Genomic DNA, 21,872 nt, shown 5'->3' on the forward strand with positions numbered 1-21,872 from the left:
GATACTTTTTATTTATAATTTTCTTTGTGGTATGATAAAAGACATGCACTAATTAGCAAGGGAGCAGTGAGATGATTATTGGATACATGAGGCCTTACGAAGGAGATATAAACTGTAAGAATCAAGAACTATCTCTAAAAGAAATTCCATGCGATACTATTATAAAAGAAGAACATGGCTGTGCAAAAAAACGAGTTCAGTTAGCAAACTTAATTGATAGTCTTTTAGCAAATGATCAGCTAGTTGTTAAACGTTTCTTCACGTTAGCTGACTCTACTAGACACCTTTTGGAGCTGCTTGAAGCAATTCAAGCAAAAGGAGCATACGTTCAATTTCTTGATGAAGACATTGATACGAGCTTATCTAATGGAAAGATATTTGTACATACAGTAAAGCATCTTTTAGACTTCCAAAGCGATGTTATTAGCGAGCGAACAAAGCAAGGGGTCTCACGAGCGAAGAAAAAAGGAGTTTCGACTGGGCGTCCACGAAAACCAGATGAAAATGTAAAAAAGGCAATTGAAATGTATCAAAGCAAAAACTACACATTATCAGATATTAAAGAAAAAACGGGAATTAGTAAGTCAACGCTATATCGATATTTAGAAGGATAACGAAAAAGCGCTGCTCGCAAGCAGCGCTTTTTCATCTACATCAAACTAAAATTGACCAGTAAGGTCTTAGTTATCAAGGGGATAACTAGGATTTTTTGACTTTAAGTCAAAGGGGTATGGTGGTATTGTTCGTACCAATAATGTAATAGTAGCACTCATTCCTCTATAAAATCCACTTACTTTAATTTCATAATACTTTGTTTAATTAAAAAAAGCAGGCTTGTCCAATACAATGCCTACTTTTTCACCAGTTTACTGACCGTCTTTAAACTTTCCTACACCTTCTTGTACTTGTCCTTTTGCCTTATCTTTTTTACCGCTTGCTTGAAGTTTTTTGTTGTTTGTCGCGCTACCTACTTGATCTTTTACTTCACCTTTTGCCTTGTTAACAGCACCTTTTACTTTATCTCCTAAACCCTGATTTTGATTACTCATTGCAATCCCTCCTATATTTGATTTGTTATATTTTGTATACCCGACGCGTCTCGTCATGAAACGAATTTCTCATGTTAAAACAAGCAATTTTTTAACTAAACTGATAAAAACCTTTCACTAAGGCAATAACTAAACGTAACCAACGCAACAGGAGTGCATGAAATAAAAATGATTCCTATAATCTGTCTTGTCTTAGCTTCGATATTTATTCTAAAGATTGACGTTCCTCGTTTACGAAAAGCAAACATGCACAAAGAATTTAAAGTGCTTATTTTTTTGCTTGCAATTAGCTTTAGCATGGTTATGGCTAGGGGTGTATTACAAGACGTTCCTAATCCTTTAAACGGGGTTGCTTTTCTTTTAAAACCTCTTACTGATATTCTAGTTCAGATTCTAAGATAAAAATGGGTGAAACAACTATGAAGAAAAATAAAATATCCCCTACTCAGTTTAGAATATTGGTCACGTTGCACTGTGTAGGAAGCGCTATTCTTGTTGTACCCTCAGCTATAGCTGCTGATGCAAAACAAGACGCATGGATTCCGGCTCTTTTAGGAATTATAATTGGCGTTATTCTTATTCAGTTATATGCGGCAATCGGGAATCTTTCTCCTGATAAAACGCTAATTGAACTAAATGAATATCTTCTAGGGAAGTGGGTTGGCAAGGCTGTATCTCTTCTTTTTTTTCTTTCTGTCTTCTTGTTTTGTGGTGAAGTTTTATATTACTTAGGAAGCTTTTTAGCCACACAGGTAATTGACGAAACTCCTATTTTATTAATCAATATTGCATTTATGCTTGTTGTAGCGATTGGAGTTCGATCAGGAGTAGAAAATTTAGCAAGGTCAGCTCAAATTTTATTTCCATGGTTTGTCATACCATTTATTGCGTTAATCTGTTTTATTACGCCACAAAGCGATTTTAAAAATCTTCAGCCTATAGTGGCTATAGACTTAAAATCACTTATTAGCTCTACATTTACTTTTGTTAATATTAGCTATCTTACTTTTCCTGCTTTACTTATGCTATATCCAGCTCATATAAGCCGGCTTAAAGAAGCAAAACCTTCCTTTTTAAAAGGTGGTATTATAGGTGGAGCCATTATGTGCATTCTCATTTTATTAAGTACTTTGGTTTTAGGACCATTTCTTTCTGCAAGTGCTTCTTATCCTAGTTATGAGCTAGGAATGAGAATTAACATGGGTACATTTCTGCAAGGAATCGAAATTATCATTGCCATTATGTGGTTTATTTCTCTGTACTTTAAGCTAGCTATTTACTTTTACAGTACAGTCTCAAGCTTTGCACAAATTTTTGGATTAAAAGAGTATAAAGCTTTTACCATGCCCTTTGCTATTATGGCTATTGTATTATCAATTACTGTCTATCCAAGCATTAGTTACCAAAGAAATTGGGATAGTGAGACGTGGCTATCTTATAGCTTAATTTTCGGATTGATCTATCCACTGCTTCTTTTTATAGTGGGGATATTTCGCAAAAAACGTCAATCTGAAGCAAACGTATAACTTTTTCATTCTTCGATACAAATTAGAAACAAGTGGAGATACCATTGAAATACTCCAAAGCTATTCTGTTTACTAAGAACAGAATAGCTTTGGAGGAACAATAAAAATGAAATTAAAGATTAATAACCGAGAAATCAGAGTTCGTAAAAGAGGAATCATTACAATCGCTGTACTTGCTTGCATTATTTACCTAGCAGTTATTAACACTGGTGGCGATTCGAAAAAAGCGAGGCAGCAAGTGTCTACGTTCGAGAAACCAGCTAATGTTTCTGAAAAAAAAGTAGCTACTTATCCGAAGGAAACAAAAGGCACAACAATAAAGATTAGCGCTGCTGGTGATTTTACCATTGGGAGTGACGAAACTTTTCCTTATCCTAATAGCTTCAATGATGAGGCGAAGCAAAATGGGCTTCCTTTTTTCATTGAACATATATCTACTTTATTTAGTCGTGATGATTTGACAACGGTTAACTTAGAAACTCCTTTAACGACTGCGACCGCAAAGGCTGCTAAAAAATTTCGTTTTAAAGGAGATCCGTCTTATACAAAAATATTACAACTCGCTAACATTGAAGCCGTTAACCTAGCAAACAATCACACATACGATTACCTAGAACAAGGATACAAAGATACGATTCGTCATCTGACGGATGCGCATATCGGATATTTTGGAAACGGGCATACCTATATAAAAGAAATCAAAGGAATAAAGGTGGGAGCTCTGGGCTATGAGGGATGGGACGATACGCGAAATTTACGATCACAAATTAATCGTGATATTCAAACATTAAAAACACAAGGAGCAGCCATTATTATTGTTCATTTTCACTGGGGAGTAGAACGAAGTGAAATCCCGCTTGAAAGCCAACAAGCACTAGCTCGCTATACAATTGATAGCGGCGCAAGCGTCATCTTAGGTCATCATCCTCATGTTGTGCAAGGTATTGAAGAATATCAAGGAAAATTTATTGTATATAGCCTAGGAAATTTCATGTTTGGGGGTAATAAGAATCCTAGAGATAAAGATACCTTTGTTTTTCAACAAACCTTTCATTTTAAAAACAAGAAGTTAACTGATAAAAAGGATATTGCTATTATTCCCTATAGCATTTCGTCTATCGCGTCTAGAAACAACTACCAACCCACGCCTCTCGAAGGCTCCGAGAAAGATCGTGTCATGAATAAAATTTTGGAACGGTCTTCTCAAATATCAAAACCTAATTGGCTGGTTTATAATCAAGAAATTAAATAAAATAAGACTGGTTGGGAAGCATTGAGGTTTTTAACACAGAGACCATTACCTTTTATGTATTCGTTTTTAGAATTCTAACATAAATTCCATCATCTTTCACACACTAAGAATAGCTAGCACAGCTGTGAAAGCACTTTTTTTAACACTATGCTTTTGCAAAAAATCAACAAGTCCTGTGATAAGGAAAAGGAATGCTAAAGAAACGTAATTTATTTCAATTAATACTAGAAAGGTCGATTTTAGTGAAAAAGTTACTTTTATGCTTAACACTCATTTTTATTTCGTTCACCCACCTTGCTTCGTTTCCTCATGCTTATGCAGCAGAATCTAGAGAGCCTGCTTACGCAAAGTGGGGAAAGCTTGCGATGCAAAAAACAAAAGAAAAGTATCCAAAAGCCGCTATTTATGACTATTTACATGTAAAAAGAGAACAACAAGGCAGTATGTCAAAAGAAATTTTTAAGCTTTGGTTAAATGAAAACAATCGAAAATTCACGGTAATTGTTTCAATTGAATTTAACACATCGTCAGAAGCTGTTTCAAAGATAAACTTTAAAGAAGAATGAAAAAACCAAGTGGCAGATTAGCCAACTTGGTTTTCTCTATTATTAACAGCTGATAGTTGAATAAGGTTAGTTCTATTCAGAATTGCAATAAAAAAGGAAAGCAAACAAAAACCTGCTGCAATTGTAAACGTTACACGAACACCAAAGTAATCTGTTATATATCCAAATAGTAACGAAGAAAGTCCAAAAGATCCGTAGATTAGTGTATTTCTTGCTGAATGTACTTTTGCTAGCAGCTCTTTCTTGGCATTCTTTTGAATAATAGTCACTTCTGCAACGTCTCTCGCCATTTGTGGTAAGCCGTACAATAGTGAAATTATAGCAGCTAACCACGCTATAGAATTCGTGCCAAACCAAAAAGTAAGAACCGTTAGGAAACACGAGGACCATACCATCGCTTGACCTAAATTTTTCTCCATTACTTTTGAATAACGATATACAAGCGCTCCGCTTACTAACATTCCCGCAAAGAAAGCTGCATTGATAATCCCCCACCACACGTACGTTTGATGAAGACTTTCTTCGACAAACACCAGTATAATCGCTGCAATCCAAACCCCTCCAGCCACAGTTTCTAACATCGTCATTATGCTAGTTGTCCGCAGCTGTTTTGAATTCCAAATAACTGTCCACCCTTCCTTAACCACAGCTAGCTTGGATGACGCTTCTGCGCTTTTTTGGATACCTTCTACATGAATACACCACATAAAAGCGGATGAAATGGTAAACAGCAAAAAAGTAAACCATAGCATATTAGCTTCGCCCCACCATATCATAAGTATGCTTCCAGCCGGCCAAGCTATAAGTCTTGTTATTTGATCAGTCATAGCTAAAAAGCTGTTTGCTTTTATAAGCCGCTCTTCTGCGATTAAGCTTGGGACAAGGGCATTGCGAGCTGGTGATGCAGCTCCATCTAAAAATGACACGCATCCAATTACTATATAGATTAGCCATAAAAGGTCTATTCTTATATGCCATGTCATAAAACAAAGCACTAGCAAAAAAATCGTTTTCCCAGCCTGAGAGTAACATAGAATTGCCTTCAAGTGATGCTTTTCAATAATTAAAGGCGCGACGATACCGCTTACTAACGCTGTCATTGTAATAACAAAGGGAATTAAGGACATAAAGGTAACTGATTTAGTTATGTGATATACTGCTGCTGTTAAGCTCACAATATATAATACATCACCTAAATTCGCTAGCATTTGTCCAATCCACAGAAAGCGAAATGATTGTTCTTTATGAAATTTTGACATAGAAATCCCTCACATCTTATTTAGTTTTTAGCTTATAAGTGTAAGAGACTTTTACATCGGACTTCCTCCCGCTCATTCTGATTACTTTTTATTTTATCATAGTAATCACTTTTTTTACATAATATTCTAATTTTGTTGTTTTTTTGCCCCTCTCTAAGAATATTCATCATGTAGTGTATCTGTACTATAAGAATGAAGAGAGCAAAGGAGGAAAAATTGTTGAAGAAAACATTTTAAAAGTTGAATGGGTGGATTTTGAAACAGCGGACAAATTGCTTCCTTACTACAATGACTTTGAACAATTACTAACTACTGAAGGAATTCCATATGCTTTACAAAAGTGAATAAAACACTTTAACTTTTCAACGCCCATTTTTAGCACACTTCCTCCCTTTCTGACATCGCCTGCATATGATGAACAGGGAAAACACCTAGTTAGAGGAGGAAAAATAATGTATCCAAATTCACCTTATTACCATCAGTGGTATCACCAAATGTATCAACAGTTTCATCCACCTTATTATCCTACACCAGCAGCAAGCAGCCGAAACCATCAAACAAAAGAAATTAGAGATTACGGTCCAAACCCACTCGTTGTAAACATTAACGAAGCGACAAAGCAAAATGAAACATTTCGGACAGCTTTGTGGACAGGAAAGCATTTTCAAGTAACGCTAATGAGTCTTGCACCAGGAGAAGATATTGGTTTGGAAATGCATCCAGACGTAGATCAGTTCTTACGGGTTGAACAAGGGCAAGGTTCTGTTAAAATGGGCAGTCGAAAAGATAACTTAACGTTTCAAACGGACGTTTCAGATGACTTTGCCATTATCGTACCTGCAGGAACATGGCATAACTTAACGAATACAGGAGATACAGCTCTAAAGCTCTATTCTATTTATGCTCCGCCAAACCATCCGTTCGGAACCGTTCACCAAACGAAACAAGATGCAATGGAAGCAGAGCCAGAATAAATTGCAAAGAGACACTAGCCTTCGCTACTGTCTCTTTTTTATAATTTAAATAACATGCCTTAAAATTATTGTTGATTATTTAGAACATATTTTATATAAATTACGATTGCTAATTTATATAAAACACCAGTTTTCAACCTTTGCAAGAAGGAAGAAAACTGGTGTTTTATTAATGGTGAAATCCGTTATCATATTTTGAATCTTTCTTAATTGGACGGTCTAATGAGTTTAAAAATTCAACAGCTTGCTTTAAATTAATAAGAAGCAAATGGGCGAGATCCCTTGAAAACCCATTTCGTACTACAATTCGCATAATCGTTATCTCTTCCATGTCTTTTGGCAATGGATAAGCTGGAACCTGCCATCCGTATGTACGGAGCTGCCTTGATAAATCATAAAGCGTCCAGTTATCCGTATAACCATCCTTTAGCTTCCAGGCTAACACTGGGATATCTGATCCGTTTGAGAGAACTTCAAACGAATCTAGTTTGCCAATTTCTTCACTTAAAAAATAAGCTGTCTCTTGCGACGCTTTTTGCACAGCATAATAGCCTTCTTTTCCTAACCGAAGGAAATTATAATATTGCAAAAGAACCTGCGAGCCTGGACGTGAAAAGTTCAGTGCAAAAGTTGGCATGTTCCCACCTAAATACGATACGCGGAAGATTAAATCCTCTGGAAGATCGTTTTTTTCTCTCCAAATAACCCATCCTAGACCTGGGTAAACAAGCCCATATTTGTGGCCTGAAACGTTAATTGATTTTACTCTTGGCAAGCGAAAGTCCCACACTAAATCCGGCTGTAAGAATGGCGCGATAAATCCACCCGATGCGGCATCTACGTGAATGGGGATATTAATTCCTGTTTTCTCTTCTAATTCATCTAACCCTTTTGCAATTTCAGCGATCGGTTCATAAACTCCTGTATATGTAACACCTAAAATTGGAACAACTGCAATCGTATTTTCATCAACTGCTTCTAACACTCCCTTGGGATCTAAATAAGGAGCATCAGGACTAATATTGACGTATCGTGGCTCTACATCCCAATAGTTTGCAAACTTTTCCCACACAACTTGAACCGCTGAGCTAAACACAATATTAGGCTTGGCTGTTGGCAGTCCTTTTTTCTTTCGCTCTTGCTGCCATCTGCGCTTTAAGGCAAGGCCTCCAAGCATGCAAGCTTCCGAAGAACCTGTTGTTGAGACACCCATTGTAGATTCCGGGTCAGGTGCATTCCACAAATCTGCTAAGATACGAACACATCTTTCTTCAATAGCCGCAGTTTGAGGGTATTCATCTTTATCAACCATGTTTTTATCAAACGACTCTTTGTACAAACGTTCTGCATCTGGTTCCATCCATGTCGTGACAAACGTAGCTAAGTTTAACCGAGCGTTTCCATCCAGAGAAATTTCATCATGAATGATTTGATATGCCGTATCCGGTAGCATTCCTTCATCTCGCATTCTAAGACGAGGTATCGTTTTTTCACCTTGTCGTGAAAACAGTGGATTAATTTCAAACTCATTTGGCAGCTTCTTCTGCTCGCGATCTTCGTGCCATTGCGGCATACCTGTTCATCTCCTCTAGCTTATTTTACACTTTAACTAACATACAAAAAATTCCTTTTTAACTATTGTTTGTATAACCTTCTTTATACACTACTAAACATTATGAACATTGAAGGTTTCTTTCATTCTAGAAATTTAGATGTTCTTTCGAGGCTTCGTTTCAATGTAAAAAAGAGCTTTTCTAACCTAGGCGTTGCTAGAAAAGCTCTTTTTTTAATTAAGCAATAAGCCTATTGAAAGAAAAATCATGTATTACTAAAGAAGGATTTTCTCAAAACCAAGCACTATTTTTTCGCTTTTTTATTTTAAAGTGGATAAACTATTAATTGAGTTATACATACCTTACCTAATAAAGGAGCCAAACCATGACTGAAAAAGAAAAAATGCTAAACGGTGAGAATTATAATGCTAGGGATCCTGAGTTACTAAAGATGGCCCAAGAAGCACGCTATTATATGGATGAATTTAATAAGCCTGGTAATCATCCAGATGGTGATAAAACAAGTATCTTAAAAAACCTATGTGAGTTTGTTGGAGAAAACGTTTGGATTGAAAAACCGTTTTTTTGCGATTACGGTAAAAATATTTCAATTGGAAAAAATACATTTATCAACTTTAACTGCGTCTTTTTAGATACTAATAAAATCGTCATTGGTGAAAATGTTCTAATTGCACCAAGCGTACAAATTTATACAGCGACCCACCCTTTAAAAGCTGATGAACGAATTAACTCAAACCATAAGCCAAACGAAGCACCTTACCGTACCTTAACTAAACCTGTCACTATTGGGGATAACGTTTGGATTGGTGGAAATGCCATAATTTTGCCAGGCGTTACGATTGGTAACAACTCTGTTATTGGCGCTGGAAGCGTTGTGACTAAATCAATTCCTGAAAACTCATTAGCAATAGGCAATCCGTGTCGAGTTGTTAAAGAAATTTAACCCCATCGCACTTTGTATTATTGTTTCCTTGCTATAGTGCTTTTCCAAGTAGCTTCTTTAGTCTGAAAGCTTTTATCTTAATTAGTTAAAAAAAGAGTGATGGAAAAACTCACTCTTTTTTCTTTCAAATTTTATTCCTTTAATTCCAATCCTTTTTTCATTAGTTCTGCCACTTGTATATTATCGTACTGACCACTTTCTTCTAAATGGTGAATTACTCTTTTTCGTCGTTCAACTGAATGATTTTGACTTAGCTTAGCCTGCGCTTCAATTTTTGTGATATGAATCTTAAACGCAACAAGGCCCTTGCTTAATCCTTCTAGTAAATTAGCATGGACATCTTTTAATTCATACGTGCTTTCCGGCTTTTCATATTTGGCAACTGATTTATTTAACACTTCAACGATCGTGTGCTGATCCTTAATAATTTCTAACTTACCAGATACATGAACAGCAACGTAATTCCAAGTAGGTACAGTTTGATTGGTCTCATACCAAGAAGGCGAAATGTAACAGTGTGGTCCTTGAAAAACTGCCAACACTTGTTGGTCGACAGCATCTTTCCACTGTTCATTCGCTCGAGCTACATGCCCGTATAAAGTTTTTTCTTCTCTATGTAAATCAAATGGCAAATGCGTAGCAAAAGGCTCGCCATTATGATAAGAAAATAAAGTACCAAACCCGTGCTGATTAATAATCTCGTATATTACCTCTTCATCTTGAATCATGTAATACTTCGGTATGTACATACGTCCCAGTCCCCTTAAAAAATTATTTAGATGCGTGTTTTAACCATAATTAAATCAATTTGCTCTTCATTCCCCATATAAAAAGAGTGTTGCCCTTGTTGAACAAATCCCAGTTTTTGATAAAAAGCAAGCGCGTTCTCATTTTTCTCCCAAACGCCTAGCCAAACCTTTTGTTTACCTAAATCTAACGCTACTTCGATAGCTTTATTAAATAGCATCTTGCCAAGACCACGTTTTTGATGCTTGTTTCGAATATAAATTCTTTCAATTTCAAGAGCATCCTCCCCCATTGCTTCAGACTGAGCTTCATCTACATTGACTTTTAAATAGCCTGCTAGCTCATCGTCATGGTAAAGAAAAAAGAAGCGTGAAAAATCATTGACCCACTCTTTTTCTAGCTGCTGTAGGGTAAACGCTTTTTCTAAATAAGCTTTCATGTTTTCAGGAGAATTTTGATGTCGAAACGTCTCATCAAACGTTTCATAGCTAATGACTTGCAGCTGCTCTAATTGTTCATAATTGCAAGGTTCAATTTTTATATTCATGTCGTGATTACCTTTCCTTTCTACTTATTCATACGTTCTTTTATTTCCTTTTTTAACAAACTCCCAGTCTTTTTCAACGTTCCTTCTTGCACGTTTAAGTAGGTCGACCATCATTTCCACTTCTTGTTTTGAAAATCCGTTTAACGCCACTTCGTTTGAATACTCATTTTCTCTTTTAATAATTGGAAAAACACTCATGCCTTTTTCAGTTGGAAAAAGCTTTTTTATCTTTTTGTTTTGGATATCTTCTTTTTTTTCAATGAATTTATTTATCTCTAATTTTTTTATAGCGCGAGCTGCCGTTGTTCGATCAACCTTTATCATTTCTGCTAGCTTTTCTTGAATGATTCCTGGGTTTTCACAAATCCGAACAAGATACAAATACTGCCCCTTGGTAAGGTCATATTCTTTGAATTCAATATTACTGATGGAATCAAGTGCTCTTGCAATCATCCCAATTTCTCGTAAAATCTCCACAGTGTCACACCTCCATTTTGTTGCATTTACAACAAAATATTTATATATAACATATCTTATTTTTATTGCATTTACAACAAAAAACACAATAAAAAAAGAAGCCTTAAAAGACTTCTTTTCTAATTATTAATATGATTCTTTTTCATTGCAAAGTAAATCGGTAAACCAAGAGCCGTAATACCTAACCCCCACAAAGCAAGCGTTGTTTGTGTAAAAAGCGTATTAATCACAATAAACAATCCACCTAGTAACGAAATAAGTGGTAGTACAGGATAAAGTGGTACTCGATAAGGTCTTTGAAGATCGGGTTCACGCTTACGTAAAATAAGCACAGCCGCAAAAGTCATCGTGTAGAAAATCCAAATAACAAACACCAGCATGTCCGTTAGCGTGTTAAATCCGCCGATTGTCATCATAATAACGGCGATAAACAAAATAAAAATGCCCGAATTATAAGGTACTTTACTTTTTTTCGAAAGGCGCCCAAACCATTTACTGAATGGAAGCTTATTCTCTGTTGCCATCGCATAAGGGATACGCATTCCTGTCATCACGTAACCATTGATTGAGCCAAATACAGAAATTAAAATACCGATACTGACAAACTTCCCACCAAAAGCACCAAAAATTAAGCTTGCAGCATCTGATGCTGGCGTATCTGTACCCGCTAATGACGCTGCCGACATGACCATAAGAAACGCAACGTTAATAAGAAGATATACCGTCATAACAGCAGATAAGCCAAGAATAATAGCTCTTGGAAGATCTTTTTTCGGATTCTTCATTTCCCCTGCAATGTTTCCAACTAAAATCCAGCCGTCATACGCAAACATGGTCGCCAGTAACCCTGATCCCAGCGCTGTTAAAAAGTCTTTATCTGCCCCTGCTTCTACTGGAAACAGCTGAAACGGTACGTCTCCCTTATGTAATAAACCAAAGATAATAATGAGTACTAGTGGGATGAGCTTACAAACAGTGGCAATCGTTTGAATTGCCCCCGCAGCTTTTGCACCTAAAAAATTCATTAAGGTCAAAAATAACGCAGTAGCAATAGCAATTATAACAATGAGAGATTGATTATCGTTTGCCGTTAAGCCAAATAAGCTGATTGTTTGCGTTCCAAAGATAATCGCAAGCGCAGCAATATTAGCTGGAAAGTAGATAACCGTCTGTGCCCACCCAAGCAAAAACGCAACAAGGTTTCCATACGTTCTTTTTAGATAGGCCATCATTCCTCCTGTTTCAGGAATAGCAGCTGATAATTCAGCAGCTGTAAGGCCTGCACATATTGTTAAAAGCCCGCCAATTAACCAGGCTATAAGTCCAAGGCTAGCAGAGCCAGTCGCTCCATAAACAGCGGTTGGTTTAAAAAACACACCCGCTCCAATAACTGTTCCAATAACTGTCGTAAGAGCAGCTAAGAACCCAATTTCCTTTTTTAAATCTTGCTGCGGCAAAGGAATCCACTCCTTTTTCTCTAATGATGAAGACTAGCTGTTTATACACAAAAAAAGAATGTACTTCTGTCAAGTACACTCGTCAAATTTTAGCATATTCTTTTGCTAAGATGCAATTTGGTTTACTTCTTTTTATTAACGCTTGGCACGCTCCATTTTACGATTAAAAAGTATCCATCAAATTTAATAACATTACGAATTAAAAAAACGAACAAACGTTCTTTACTTAAAGAATTATTAGCACTATAATTAAACTGTCCGATACTTCAACTTAAAGGAGCGCTTAAAATGAAGAAACAAATTACACCCTATTTATCTTTTAATGGAAATGCCATGGAAGCTTTAGAGTTTTATAAGGAAGTTTTTGAAGGCCAAATTCAAGAAATACAAACGTTTGGAGAAGCAGATTTCCCAACTCCTCCAGAAGCTCACGATAGAATTATGCACGCTAAGTTTCAAAATGAAGAACTATTTTTCATGGTTTCTGACTCTTTTCCTGGTCAAGCTGTAGCATCTGGAAGCAATATTTCTTTAGTTTTAGAGTTTGAAGACAAGCAAGAGATTGATACTGTTTATCAGCGTTTATCAAAAAACGGCACTGTTATTATGGAGCTACAAGATACGTTTTGGGGAGCCCGCTACGCAAAAGTAAAAGATCCCTTTAATGTTACATGGGATTTAAACCATACGTACAGCAAGTAGGGTTTACTATATTGATTTGCTACTAACAAAATAATTTTTATAAAAAATCTTACTCTAACTGTATTAAGAAATCTTCTTAGATCTTATACAAAATGACTTCTCATGAGTGAATTTGTGCATAGAAACAGTTCACTCATAGTTTACTTTTCTCATTTATGCGATAACCCTCATCATTTTTACTACCATTACACCTACTTTACACACTATGGCTAGAACTTATTTCTTCTATTACTTTGAGTAGTTGAATTAGCTTTTTTCATCAAATTGAGTTATATGATGTTCCTTCTTTGAACATGGAATAAAAAACAAAGGGAATGCTAAAAATGTTTCTAATCAGCTTATAACATCATATTTTAACGCTACATAAGTAAAGTATCCAACAAAACTATGAGAGAAAAGAAGTGACAGTATGTATACGCTTGTTACCGGGTTTAATGGAAAGGTTGGGTTTGAAGTTGCTAGAAAACTAAAAGCATCTCATCAACCTATAAAGTGTGCAGTAAGAAACACAGAGAAAGCAAAGCAAATATACGGCGATCAATATGAATTTACTTCTCTTGACTTTTCAGATCCTACTACTTTTCAGCATGCCTTAAAGGATATTAGTAAAATCTTTCTTATTTATCCACCTGGAGATCAGATTGAATTTGAAGAATTTTTAACTCATGCAAAACAGCATGGCGTGAGTCACATCATTTATTTATCTGTCAAAGATGTACAGTTTTTACCTTTCATTCATCACTTTAAAAATGAAAAATTAATCAAGAAGCTTACCATTCCTTACACGTTTATACGCGCTGGGTACTTCATGCAAAATCTAAATGATTTTCTAGGTAGCGAATTAAAGATTAGACACCGAATTTATGTACCTGCTGGAAAAGGAAAAACTAGCTTTGTAGATACAAGAGACATTGCGGAAGTAGTCTCCAATGTTTTGCAAGGAGATGAGAAACATCATTATCAAAAGTATGTGATTACTGGTAATGAAGCATTGGATTTTTATGAGGTGGCTTCTCGAATGAGTGAAGTACTTCAAACTCCTATTCATTATGCTAATCCTTCAATAAAAGAGTTTAGAGAGTTCATGCTTAAAATCGGAGAAGATGAAAGATTTATTAATGTAGTGATTGGGATTCATATCCCGACAAAACTTGGTCTAGCTAAAGGCATTAAGAATGACTTTCAAATTCTTACGTCTAGAAAACCTACTGCTATTTCAACTTACATTGAAAATTATAAAGATAAATGGCTCTAGGTAGACGAAGTGACTTTCACAAAAGATTTGACGTTGTTCAACTAAAAATTCTTTTTTAGTTGATGACACTCCGTACAATTTTTATAGAGGGTTGGAAAAATCCAATCCCCTCTTTTTATAATTGATTACGTACAGAATTGAAGTCTTAATAATCTAAAAAAAACAGTTATTAACAATCCGTGTTCTTAGACTTATGAAGAGGTGGAGGAATTAACCATCCTTTTTCTTTACTAAGCTTTAAAAATTTACCGCCTAGCGCTACTTTTTCCATGTGAAATTGGCTGAACATTGCTGCGATATCCTCACGTACGCACTGGCCAATTAATTGACTACATTCCACTAACCCTGCTGCAATATCACGTGAAACAGCAGCCGCAACTAGCAGTATTGGAGGAAGCAACGTCCAGTCATAGCTAGTCGTCTTTTTTGTCATTATGTTATAAAGGATACTACAGCCAATTGTCATTAAAGCGAGATAAATATACATCAAAAGTCCAGCCAATACTAAAGCCATTAGAACACCCCTATCCAGCATTCACCACTCTCTTAATACATATTTCACCATGTTTACATCTTGAAAAATTCTAATAAAATATATCTTTTAAAAAATTTATAATTCGATTTGTTTTTTCTCACAAATAAAGAAAAATTTTCTATAACCCCTTGATTACCCTATGATAGAATGTATTAAAGAAGAAAATACGATGTGACTTCTAGAAGGAGAGAATTGCAATGGAGAATGCTTATGAACTAACAACAAAAAAACTTAATAAAAAACATGAAAATTTCTTAACCTTTGTTGCATTAACCATTTCGTTAAGAATTCTTGATTTCTTTGAAAACAGCACTATTAATAACTATGTTGGATGGACCTCAGCATTAATTTTCAGCACAGTAGCACTAATTTTAATTAGTAAAACTAACATCTCATTAAAACTAAAACAAATATGCGAACATCTAAACCTCAAAATTTTCATGCTATACGTAACGTATATAGCGTTTTATTTTATAATCTTTCTGTTCATCTTTAAATTAAACTAATTTTATAAACAGGATTCAAGAATAATAAAAACAGGAGCGTTTGCATTAAGCTCCTGTTTTTCAATTCCCTTTCATTTATTTGGCTTCTTTGTCCAATAAATGCTCGCTATATGTCAAGATAGATACATGGGTTATAAGGCTTTCCAGGCAAAAAACAACCTATAATAAAACACTAGCTTTTCAAGAGTTATATCCACGGAATTCTCCCCATTTAAGAAACATGCTTAACGCACAACATTCTTTCCCCTCAGACTGAGCAGGCATAATTAACAAAAGCCCATCTGGATTGTACTTGGTTGTTATAGGTGTACTTATTCCTATTGATTTAATTAAATTATCAACCTGCTTGTGATTTCCAGCCTGAGCTGCTGTCATCAAGGTCTGAGAAAACTTTGGATCAGCTAATTTTTTCAGCAAAACACTGGATTCAAGAACAATTTTTTGAAGGGAATTGACAGAATGACTAAAAATAGAAGTATCAACTGGTGGGGATTGTGGTTGACGATTCATTTGCTGTTGAAAGCATGGGTTATAATAATGATAATAATACATAAAACACCTCTTCATTTTACATAGTTAGTTATTTTTATGTACTCTGTTCATGTTCGGTGAATTACCGACTAGATGCTATACTTCATACTTCTAGAATGCGGCTCTCTTTGGCTTTTACGCTTTTCATTTAGCACATATTTTAGTTTATTCTACTTTCCATTTGCATTCGCTTTTTTGAAATAAAAAAAACTAATCACTACATAGTGATTAGTTTCCTACAGCTGTAATTCTTCAAGCTTTCTTTGTAAAGCTTCGACCTGTCGTTCTAATTCTTTTAATCTTGTTTCTTGCTCAGCGTTTTCTTGTTGTTCAAACGCCTGCTCTTCCATTACTTCATCAATTGCAAACTTTGCCGCATACGTCGCTATAATATCCGCTACAGTACCAAGTATGCCGGATAATAAATATAACTTTAAACTTGTTGCTAATTGTGTTTCTTCTTGCTCGAATTGATTTTTCTCCTGGTTCTGCATCTCCATTCACTCCATTAGAATATAATAACTTTTATAAACAATATATTCGTAACGCAAGCAGATGGTTAAAAGCCTATCTTTAATTAATTCTGTTATACTATATTCGGATATTCCAAACAGTCAAAGCAGACCCACCACATTTAAGGATTCATTGAATACTATTTTATTTTCATTCTTATATGGATTAACCGACTTTACTATTCCTCGATCATATAATAAATAAAAAAACAAAATATGTTCACAACATCATAAAAGGAAGTGTTGTAATAGTGGGTAATGAAAGTAAACTTATTATTTCTTCATTAAATAATGATTTAATAGACGATATCAATATGACAAATGATTATTTTGAGTTGTACGGTAGAGTTGTCCCTAGCTTACAATCAGGAAGATGGTCTTACAAAGAAGTTCTTTTTAATAAAACGAGAAAAACACGTTTTCCAGATGACAAACTTGATTGGAGTCAATATATAAACTAAGAAGATAAAGCTTTATTTTTAGCTTATATGAATAATACTTGCATAGGACAAATTAGAATAATTAAAGATTGGAATCGCTTCTGTTATATTGAAAGTATTTCTACTAAAAAAGAGTATAGGGGCAGCGGAGTTGGAACGTTGCTCTTAAATAAAGCAGAAGAGTGGGCAAAACAAAGGCAACTTATAGGAATGTCCTTGGAAACACAAGATGATAATCTTGGTGCGTGCAGATTTTATGTAAAACAAGGATTCAGCCTAGGCGGAGTTGACACACTAAAGCAGTCATACAACCCTAATATTGAAACAACTTTATACTGGTATAAAGTGTTCAAGTAACGGAGTCTCTAGCGGAATAAATAGAGGTTTGTTTCTTGAGACATTAACAATATATCCAAAATAAAAAACCGATTTACAGGTGATATATATTGTCTTCACTATCAAATAGGTCCATTCTTTATCTTAATGATATAACGTCAACTATTTATTCAGCATCTTTTCATAGGGTTAAATCATTAAGTGAGCAATTTATTAAAAAATCGTCTTTAGGTTTTACAAAAACCCTTACTACAAACACCAATATCATTTGAAGAGTTATTTCAACTCCCGAATTAATAATAGATACAAAATTATATAGAAAACAAGTCAAAACGAACCTAGCTATTATTTATATTAATAGAGTAATGGATTTACAGGTATTAAAGATTTGTAAGGATCTCCTCTCCCATTTACATGTGAATTACATCCTCGAGTTGTGAAAGACACCATTGAAAGAAATTTACGTAAGCTACACAGAAAGCAACATGGCTTTCCAAATGAATAACGACGTTTACTTTTAAGATGTAAATAAATACGGTCGTATTAAAAAAGCCTGAGTGACTGTAAATGAAGTCATTCAGGCTTTCAATAAATTAATATTGTTAGAAAAAGGATTTAAAATATAGGTCAAATCCACTTATAAAGGTTCTTTGTCAATACTCTCACCCTTCACTAAAGAACTAAATTTTGTTCTTCCATACCAAGTGATTGCTATCAAAAATCCTAAGATTGGGGAAGCTCCGTAACCCATTAAAGGAACTGGGAAACTCCCGAAAAGTGTAGAGATTAATAGAAGTGTAAAATACATACCAATACATATGGATGGTAATACAAAGTGCTTAGGTGGAAATAACACAAAAGGGATAGGTAATAAAATAAGCGCAAGTATACCAGAGATATACCATATTATTCCCATTTGAGCGACTAAGCCTACTATCTCTTCCACGTATGCTATTGAAGAAAGGTTATCTAAAAATATCCAAGATGTCGTAATTAATCCAAAGAGGATTACTATAAGCAATAAGCTGACGGATTTTCTCACACCTCTATTAATTAACAACACGATAGCTGGAAGACCAAAGCTTGTGAGTTGAGATGCGTCAGGCTGAAAAAAAGAATTATTGAGACACTTAAAACTACAGCAACTGAGAGCTTTAGTGATTTTAAACTTAATTTCCATATCATTAGTAAAAGCGCTGGCAACACTACCATGGAAACATTGATTTGTAAGCCCCCAATGGCTACCCATCTATGCACACCACCTATATCCCTACTAATAAAAGTTAATAGCAATAATAAGATTGATATTATTACTATAAAGGATGTAGATTTTGAAAGCCTTATATTACGCTTATAGGTAATTAGGAAGCATGAAATACTTCCTGCTATTGTAAAGAAGACAACATTTTGAATCCAAATGAACATGGGAACTTCATTGAAATACATAGCTATTACACCAATAAAGACCGCTGGAAAGGCAACTAATATTGGAAAAAAATTAAGTATTCTTAGTTTCATAAACTTTATCCTTCTAAACTGTATATTAACGCCTGTGAAATTTAGGGATTTATTTCCGTATCTAGATGGAGATTATGGTCTAATTGGCGTCTTCTACATATACTTAAAATTAAACCTACTGCAATCATCTCTAAAATTATATGTGAACCCCCAAAGCTTATAAATGGTAGCGCCACACCTGGTAAAGGAGATAAGCCTAGGTTTGTCAAGACACTCAAAATAAATTGAGTTGTAAAGGTTGCCGCTAATCCAGTGAACAATATTTTTTCATAAGAAGAGTTCATTTTTTTTGCTGTACTTATTATTCTAGCAATAAAAAACCCAACCAGTGCGCAAACAACAATTGCAGCAAACCAGCCAAACGAATATATAATGTAAGCGAAAATAAAATCTGTATGAACTTCAGAAATTAACTCTTGATTTAACCCGAGGCCACTTCCCATAAAGCCTGCAGCATATAGTTGTTTAGTTACAAAAGGATTTACTAGGGTGTAGTTGTGAGAATGCAATAACAGCTGTAAGCAAGGCCATATCGAAGCTACTATTGCAAATCCTATAACTTGCTTAAGGCTTGCTTTTGACGCATGCATGATCGCTACACAGATAATAATGCTTATGATAATTGTCGATAAAGCTCCGGTAGTTAATAATAAAACAATAGGTAATAAAATGATGCTTATTCCAAGCCAAAATTTTTGAGAATTTCTCCAATTCCAGGCTTTAAAGATTCCTGAAAAAGAAATAACTAGAAGAAACGGAGTGATCTCTGTAAAATTAATGTTTATAAAACCAAGAGTTAAAAACGGTACACCATCGACTCTAACACCGAATAAAACAGTTAGAGCAAGAATAATAACGGTTCCTATATATAGATGTGGTGAATACTTTATCAACTTTCGATAATTTAAGGTAAATAAACTTAGCATGAACACTGTACCCAACAAGTAAAAAACAAGACTTTTATTAAATATTTCTACACCTTGAACCTTAGTAAAAACAGAATGGAATTGTAGATAATACATAACCAATAACCCAAAAAAAGAAACGGCTATCACTGGAATAGCTGTTTTGAAATCTATCTGGGCTTTATGTATCTCATTAAGTTGCTTTCCTAATACTTCTACATCCCCCATATAAGCCAACGCTCTATCAATCGCTTCTTCTTCAGATAGCCCTGCAAGCATTGCTTCTTCTTTAAGAGTATGAAGATGGTCGCTTATTTCTAATTTGATGCTATCATGAACGTCTTTATTTTTAACCTTTTTACATAAGTCTTTGATATACATATCAAACTTTTTTTCTAATCCCATACAATTTTCTCCCCATCTACGACTCGGTCAACTGCAGATTTAAAAACTGACCATTCTTTCTTTTTTTCTTTAACAAACTCTTTACCACTATCATTAATTTTGTAGTATTTTCTTTTTCTGTTTCCATTTCCTTCTCCCCAATAAGACACAATGAAACCTTTGTTTTCTAGATTGTGCAGAATGGGATATATTGTACCTTCTTTGAAACTAAAAATACCGTCTGAATTCAAATCTAATACTTTAATAATTTCGTACCCATACATTGGTTTAGAGTCAAGTAAGCTTAAAATAAGAGTAGAGGTACTCCCTTTAAGCAGCTCTTTATTAATTTTCATGAAAACCCACCTTTTATACATAGATTTACTATGCATAGATTTAATATGTTTATATTATATTTTAAAATAAGAGCTGTCAACACTTTTTCATACTCTATTTCAATATCTACAGACTTTTGATTAGTGTACTATTAAATCTATCAACCTAACGCTTAATGGCAGTAAATAAGGAGTGTTTCTATACTTAAGTTTGCGCCCAAAATAAAAATCCCTTGACACTAATAGTGTCAAGGGATTTTCCAATTATTTTTGAAAAGTAGAGGACTTTTATAAATACGTTATAATTTATCAATGAACTTTAATTTCTACCTATATAACCTTATTGTTGTTCACAAGAAAGTTTTGACTACAGTAAGCTTAATATATATGACTATACTTTAAGCTAACATATTTACAACAGTTCTACCTTTTACTTTTCCTTTTATAATTTGAGACAATGTATTAGGTAGTTCTTTCAGTAACACTTCATTTTCAATTTCATTTAAATTATCTGGCTTTAAATCTGTTGCTAATCGATTCCACAACATTTCTCGTAAGCCTTTTGGACAATATACGGAATCAATTCCTAATAGATTAACACCTCTGAGAATAAATGGAAAAACTGTTGTTGGCACTTCCGCTCCTCCAGTTAGTCCACTTACTGCCACAGCTCCACCATATTTTGTGTTACTTAAAACTGATGCTAATGTTTTTCCACCAACTGGATCAACAACACCTGCCCATTTTTCTTTTCCCATTGGTCTAATTTTTTCTGGTGTCACTTCTTCTCGAGAAATAATTTCTTTTGCTCCTAATTTCTTTAAATAATTATGTTCAGATTCTTTTCCTGTACTCGCTACCACATGATACTTCCTTTTAGCAAGCATTGAAATAGCCATACTGCCTACACCACCCGTTGCACCTGTAACTAAAACAGGGCCATTTTCTGGTCGTAATCCCTGGCTTTCTAACTGGTGAATGGAAAGAGCTGCAGTAAAGCCTGCTGTTCCAAAAATCATTGCTTCTTTTAATGTTAAATTATCTGGCAAAGGTACAATCCAATCTCCTGGAACTCTTGCATATTCACTGTAACCACCATAATGAGAGACTCCTAATTCATAGCTTGTGACAAGTACCTTATCACCTTTTTTATAACGTGAGTCATCTGAAGCCTCTACAACTCCTGCAAGATCAATTCCCGGAATAAAAGGGTAAGATTGAACTATTTTTCCATTTGGGATACTTGCTAAGCCATCTTTATAATTTACGCTTGAGTAATGAACACGGATGGTGACTTCACCATCTGGTAAATCGTTTAATGATAGTGATTCAATATTAACTGAAAAATCTTCTTCTAGTTTATTCACGACAAGCGCATTAAAATTTGTTGGCATTACAAATTGCTCCTCTCAAGTAATTAATTTAAAGTTATTATAGATAAATCATAATACATTTTATTCTGACCGGTCAATATATTTTGTCTGGTCAGAATAAAACTTAGTAATATTGAGTAACATCTTGTATAATAATAGAAGTTATTAA

Annotated in this window: 24 protein-coding genes and 1 pseudogene; 11 read left to right on the forward strand and 14 right to left on the reverse strand. The window is 34.7% G+C overall.

Features of this window, described 5'->3' with window-relative positions:
* The first annotated feature begins 71 nt into the window (after positions 1–71).
* The gene (locus NIZ91_14935) at positions 72–614 is read left to right on the forward strand and encodes a recombinase family protein (protein USY54038.1); all 543 of its coding nucleotides are present in this window, start codon (positions 72–74) and stop codon (positions 612–614) included.
* Between the two features lie 252 nt (positions 615–866).
* Here NIZ91_14935 and NIZ91_14940 read toward each other — a convergent pair whose 3' ends face one another.
* Positions 867–1,049 carry a CsbD family protein gene (locus NIZ91_14940; protein ID USY54039.1) on the reverse strand — a complete coding sequence of 61 codons (183 nt, stop codon included), beginning with the start codon at positions 1,047–1,049 and terminating at the stop codon, positions 867–869.
* Between the two features lie 168 nt (positions 1,050–1,217).
* Here NIZ91_14940 and NIZ91_14945 point away from each other — a divergent pair, with 168 nt between their 5' ends.
* The 4 genes from NIZ91_14945 (at position 1,218) to NIZ91_14960 (ending at position 4,393) form a co-directional block, all read left to right on the forward strand.
* Complete coding sequence (locus NIZ91_14945) at positions 1,218–1,451, forward strand: hypothetical protein (protein ID USY54040.1); 234 nt, start codon at positions 1,218–1,220, stop codon at positions 1,449–1,451.
* A gap of 17 nt (positions 1,452–1,468) precedes the next feature.
* Positions 1,469–2,575, forward strand: a complete 1,107-nt coding sequence (locus NIZ91_14950; protein USY54041.1) for an endospore germination permease — start codon at positions 1,469–1,471, stop codon at positions 2,573–2,575.
* 106 nt (positions 2,576–2,681) lie between these two features.
* Positions 2,682–3,827, forward strand: coding sequence for a CapA family protein (locus tag NIZ91_14955; GenBank protein USY54042.1), 1,146 nt, complete (start codon positions 2,682–2,684; stop codon positions 3,825–3,827).
* Between the two features lie 191 nt (positions 3,828–4,018).
* Entirely contained in the window at positions 4,019–4,393 is a 375-nt protein-coding gene (locus NIZ91_14960) for a YqzG/YhdC family protein (GenBank protein USY54043.1), read from the forward strand.
* Between the two features lie 17 nt (positions 4,394–4,410).
* On the opposite strand, the gene NIZ91_14965 is transcribed toward NIZ91_14960, so the two are convergent.
* Positions 4,411–5,652 (reverse strand): MFS transporter, encoded by a 1,242-nt coding sequence (locus tag NIZ91_14965; protein USY54044.1) that lies wholly within the window; start codon positions 5,650–5,652, stop codon positions 4,411–4,413.
* A gap of 452 nt (positions 5,653–6,104) precedes the next feature.
* Here NIZ91_14965 and NIZ91_14970 point away from each other — a divergent pair, with 452 nt between their 5' ends.
* Entirely contained in the window at positions 6,105–6,626 is a 522-nt protein-coding gene (locus tag NIZ91_14970) for a cupin domain-containing protein (protein ID USY54045.1), read from the forward strand.
* Between the two features lie 169 nt (positions 6,627–6,795).
* Here the strand turns inward: NIZ91_14970 and NIZ91_14975 are convergent, their stop codons facing one another.
* Positions 6,796–8,199, reverse strand: coding sequence for a glutamate decarboxylase (locus NIZ91_14975; protein ID USY54046.1), 1,404 nt, complete (start codon positions 8,197–8,199; stop codon positions 6,796–6,798).
* Between the two features lie 365 nt (positions 8,200–8,564).
* Between NIZ91_14975 and NIZ91_14980 the strand changes: the two genes are divergently transcribed.
* Entirely contained in the window at positions 8,565–9,143 is a 579-nt protein-coding gene (locus tag NIZ91_14980; protein USY54047.1) for a sugar O-acetyltransferase, read from the forward strand.
* Positions 9,144–9,274: 131 nt separating this feature from the next.
* Here NIZ91_14980 and NIZ91_14985 read toward each other — a convergent pair whose 3' ends face one another.
* From NIZ91_14985 to NIZ91_15000, 4 genes are all read right to left on the reverse strand, one after another.
* Positions 9,275–9,892, reverse strand: coding sequence for an FMN-binding negative transcriptional regulator (locus NIZ91_14985; protein ID USY54048.1), 618 nt, complete (start codon positions 9,890–9,892; stop codon positions 9,275–9,277).
* Positions 9,893–9,918: 26 nt separating this feature from the next.
* A complete protein-coding gene (locus NIZ91_14990) occupies positions 9,919–10,437 on the reverse strand; it encodes a GNAT family N-acetyltransferase (GenBank protein USY54049.1) in 519 nt (172 codons plus the stop codon).
* Between the two features lie 24 nt (positions 10,438–10,461).
* Positions 10,462–10,890, reverse strand: coding sequence for a MarR family transcriptional regulator (locus tag NIZ91_14995; protein ID USY57184.1), 429 nt, complete (start codon positions 10,888–10,890; stop codon positions 10,462–10,464).
* Positions 10,891–11,033: 143 nt separating this feature from the next.
* The gene (locus NIZ91_15000) at positions 11,034–12,371 is read right to left on the reverse strand and encodes an amino acid permease (GenBank protein ID USY54050.1); all 1,338 of its coding nucleotides are present in this window, start codon (positions 12,369–12,371) and stop codon (positions 11,034–11,036) included.
* 288 nt (positions 12,372–12,659) lie between these two features.
* Here NIZ91_15000 and NIZ91_15005 point away from each other — a divergent pair, with 288 nt between their 5' ends.
* Both NIZ91_15005 and NIZ91_15010 read left to right on the forward strand, forming a co-directional pair.
* Positions 12,660–13,073 carry a VOC family protein gene (locus NIZ91_15005; GenBank protein ID USY54051.1) on the forward strand — a complete coding sequence of 138 codons (414 nt, stop codon included), beginning with the start codon at positions 12,660–12,662 and terminating at the stop codon, positions 13,071–13,073.
* Between the two features lie 409 nt (positions 13,074–13,482).
* Entirely contained in the window at positions 13,483–14,328 is an 846-nt protein-coding gene (locus NIZ91_15010; protein USY54052.1) for an SDR family oxidoreductase, read from the forward strand.
* A gap of 169 nt (positions 14,329–14,497) precedes the next feature.
* On the opposite strand, the pseudogene NIZ91_15015 reads toward NIZ91_15010, so the two are convergent.
* From NIZ91_15015 to NIZ91_15025, 3 genes and pseudogenes are all read right to left on the reverse strand, one after another.
* Positions 14,498–14,707 (reverse strand): annotated as a pseudogene (locus NIZ91_15015) (DUF3231 family protein).
* An 842-nt stretch (positions 14,708–15,549) separates the two neighbouring features.
* Positions 15,550–15,921: a hypothetical protein gene (locus tag NIZ91_15020; GenBank protein ID USY54053.1), complete on the reverse strand. Its 372-nt coding sequence runs from the start codon at positions 15,919–15,921 to the stop codon at positions 15,550–15,552.
* Positions 15,922–16,136: 215 nt separating this feature from the next.
* Positions 16,137–16,394, reverse strand: a complete 258-nt coding sequence (locus tag NIZ91_15025; GenBank protein USY54054.1) for a hypothetical protein — start codon at positions 16,392–16,394, stop codon at positions 16,137–16,139.
* 269 nt (positions 16,395–16,663) lie between these two features.
* Between NIZ91_15025 and NIZ91_15030 the strand changes: the two genes are divergently transcribed.
* Together NIZ91_15030 and NIZ91_15035 are read left to right on the forward strand one after the other, a co-directional pair.
* Complete coding sequence (locus NIZ91_15030; GenBank protein ID USY54055.1) at positions 16,664–16,873, forward strand: hypothetical protein; 210 nt, start codon at positions 16,664–16,666, stop codon at positions 16,871–16,873.
* A 27-nt stretch (positions 16,874–16,900) separates the two neighbouring features.
* On the forward strand, positions 16,901–17,209 hold the full coding sequence (locus tag NIZ91_15035) for a GNAT family N-acetyltransferase (protein USY54056.1): 309 nt from the start codon (positions 16,901–16,903) through the stop codon (positions 17,207–17,209).
* Between the two features lie 616 nt (positions 17,210–17,825).
* Here the strand turns inward: NIZ91_15035 and NIZ91_15040 are convergent.
* From NIZ91_15040 to NIZ91_15055, 4 genes are all read right to left on the reverse strand, one after another.
* Positions 17,826–18,437, reverse strand: coding sequence for a hypothetical protein (locus tag NIZ91_15040; GenBank protein USY54057.1), 612 nt, complete (start codon positions 18,435–18,437; stop codon positions 17,826–17,828).
* 310 nt (positions 18,438–18,747) lie between these two features.
* On the reverse strand, positions 18,748–20,016 hold the full coding sequence (locus NIZ91_15045; protein ID USY54058.1) for an FtsW/RodA/SpoVE family cell cycle protein: 1,269 nt from the start codon (positions 20,014–20,016) through the stop codon (positions 18,748–18,750).
* On the reverse strand, positions 20,007–20,351 hold the full coding sequence (locus tag NIZ91_15050) for a PadR family transcriptional regulator (protein USY54059.1): 345 nt from the start codon (positions 20,349–20,351) through the stop codon (positions 20,007–20,009). The genes NIZ91_15045 and NIZ91_15050 overlap by 10 nt, the downstream gene beginning before the upstream one ends.
* 377 nt (positions 20,352–20,728) lie before the next feature.
* Entirely contained in the window at positions 20,729–21,724 is a 996-nt protein-coding gene (locus NIZ91_15055; protein USY54060.1) for an acryloyl-CoA reductase, read from the reverse strand.
* Positions 21,725–21,872: the final 148 nt, after the last annotated feature.

The organism is Bacillus sp. 1780r2a1 (assembly GCA_024134725.1).
GTDB classification, from domain to species: Bacteria; Bacillota; Bacilli; order Bacillales; family Bacillaceae_H; genus Priestia; species Priestia aryabhattai_A.

What these genes read in the sequence shown, in the direction of transcription:
- NIZ91_15045 (USY54058.1), bottom strand. Translation starts at nt 20,016, where the DNA reads ATGGGATTAGAAAAAAAGTTTGATATGTATATCAAAGACTTATGTAAA.
- NIZ91_14985 (USY54048.1), bottom strand. Translation starts at nt 9,892, where the DNA reads ATGTACATACCGAAGTATTACATGATTCAAGATGAAGAGGTAATATAC.
- NIZ91_15010 (USY54052.1), top strand. Translation starts at nt 13,483, where the DNA reads ATGTATACGCTTGTTACCGGGTTTAATGGAAAGGTTGGGTTTGAAGTT.
- NIZ91_14995 (USY57184.1), bottom strand. Translation starts at nt 10,890, where the DNA reads ATGATTGCAAGAGCACTTGATTCCATCAGTAATATTGAATTCAAAGAA.
- NIZ91_15055 (USY54060.1), bottom strand. Translation starts at nt 21,724, where the DNA reads ATGCCAACAAATTTTAATGCGCTTGTCGTGAATAAACTAGAAGAAGAT.
- NIZ91_15050 (USY54059.1), bottom strand. Translation starts at nt 20,351, where the DNA reads ATGAAAATTAATAAAGAGCTGCTTAAAGGGAGTACCTCTACTCTTATT.
- NIZ91_14935 (USY54038.1), top strand. Translation starts at nt 72, where the DNA reads ATGATTATTGGATACATGAGGCCTTACGAAGGAGATATAAACTGTAAG.
- NIZ91_15040 (USY54057.1), bottom strand. Translation starts at nt 18,437, where the DNA reads ATGGGTAGCCATTGGGGGCTTACAAATCAATGTTTCCATGGTAGTGTT.
- NIZ91_14990 (USY54049.1), bottom strand. Translation starts at nt 10,437, where the DNA reads ATGAATATAAAAATTGAACCTTGCAATTATGAACAATTAGAGCAGCTG.
- NIZ91_14965 (USY54044.1), bottom strand. Translation starts at nt 5,652, where the DNA reads ATGTCAAAATTTCATAAAGAACAATCATTTCGCTTTCTGTGGATTGGA.
- NIZ91_15020 (USY54053.1), bottom strand. Translation starts at nt 15,921, where the DNA reads ATGTATTATTATCATTATTATAACCCATGCTTTCAACAGCAAATGAAT.
- NIZ91_14950 (USY54041.1), top strand. Translation starts at nt 1,469, where the DNA reads ATGAAGAAAAATAAAATATCCCCTACTCAGTTTAGAATATTGGTCACG.
- NIZ91_15005 (USY54051.1), top strand. Translation starts at nt 12,660, where the DNA reads ATGAAGAAACAAATTACACCCTATTTATCTTTTAATGGAAATGCCATG.
- NIZ91_14970 (USY54045.1), top strand. Translation starts at nt 6,105, where the DNA reads ATGTATCCAAATTCACCTTATTACCATCAGTGGTATCACCAAATGTAT.
- NIZ91_14945 (USY54040.1), top strand. Translation starts at nt 1,218, where the DNA reads ATGATTCCTATAATCTGTCTTGTCTTAGCTTCGATATTTATTCTAAAG.
- NIZ91_14980 (USY54047.1), top strand. Translation starts at nt 8,565, where the DNA reads ATGACTGAAAAAGAAAAAATGCTAAACGGTGAGAATTATAATGCTAGG.
- NIZ91_14960 (USY54043.1), top strand. Translation starts at nt 4,019, where the DNA reads ATGCTAAAGAAACGTAATTTATTTCAATTAATACTAGAAAGGTCGATT.
- NIZ91_14940 (USY54039.1), bottom strand. Translation starts at nt 1,049, where the DNA reads ATGAGTAATCAAAATCAGGGTTTAGGAGATAAAGTAAAAGGTGCTGTT.
- NIZ91_14975 (USY54046.1), bottom strand. Translation starts at nt 8,199, where the DNA reads ATGCCGCAATGGCACGAAGATCGCGAGCAGAAGAAGCTGCCAAATGAG.
- NIZ91_15035 (USY54056.1), top strand. Translation starts at nt 16,901, where the DNA reads ATGAATAATACTTGCATAGGACAAATTAGAATAATTAAAGATTGGAAT.
- NIZ91_15025 (USY54054.1), bottom strand. Translation starts at nt 16,394, where the DNA reads ATGCAGAACCAGGAGAAAAATCAATTCGAGCAAGAAGAAACACAATTA.
- NIZ91_14955 (USY54042.1), top strand. Translation starts at nt 2,682, where the DNA reads ATGAAATTAAAGATTAATAACCGAGAAATCAGAGTTCGTAAAAGAGGA.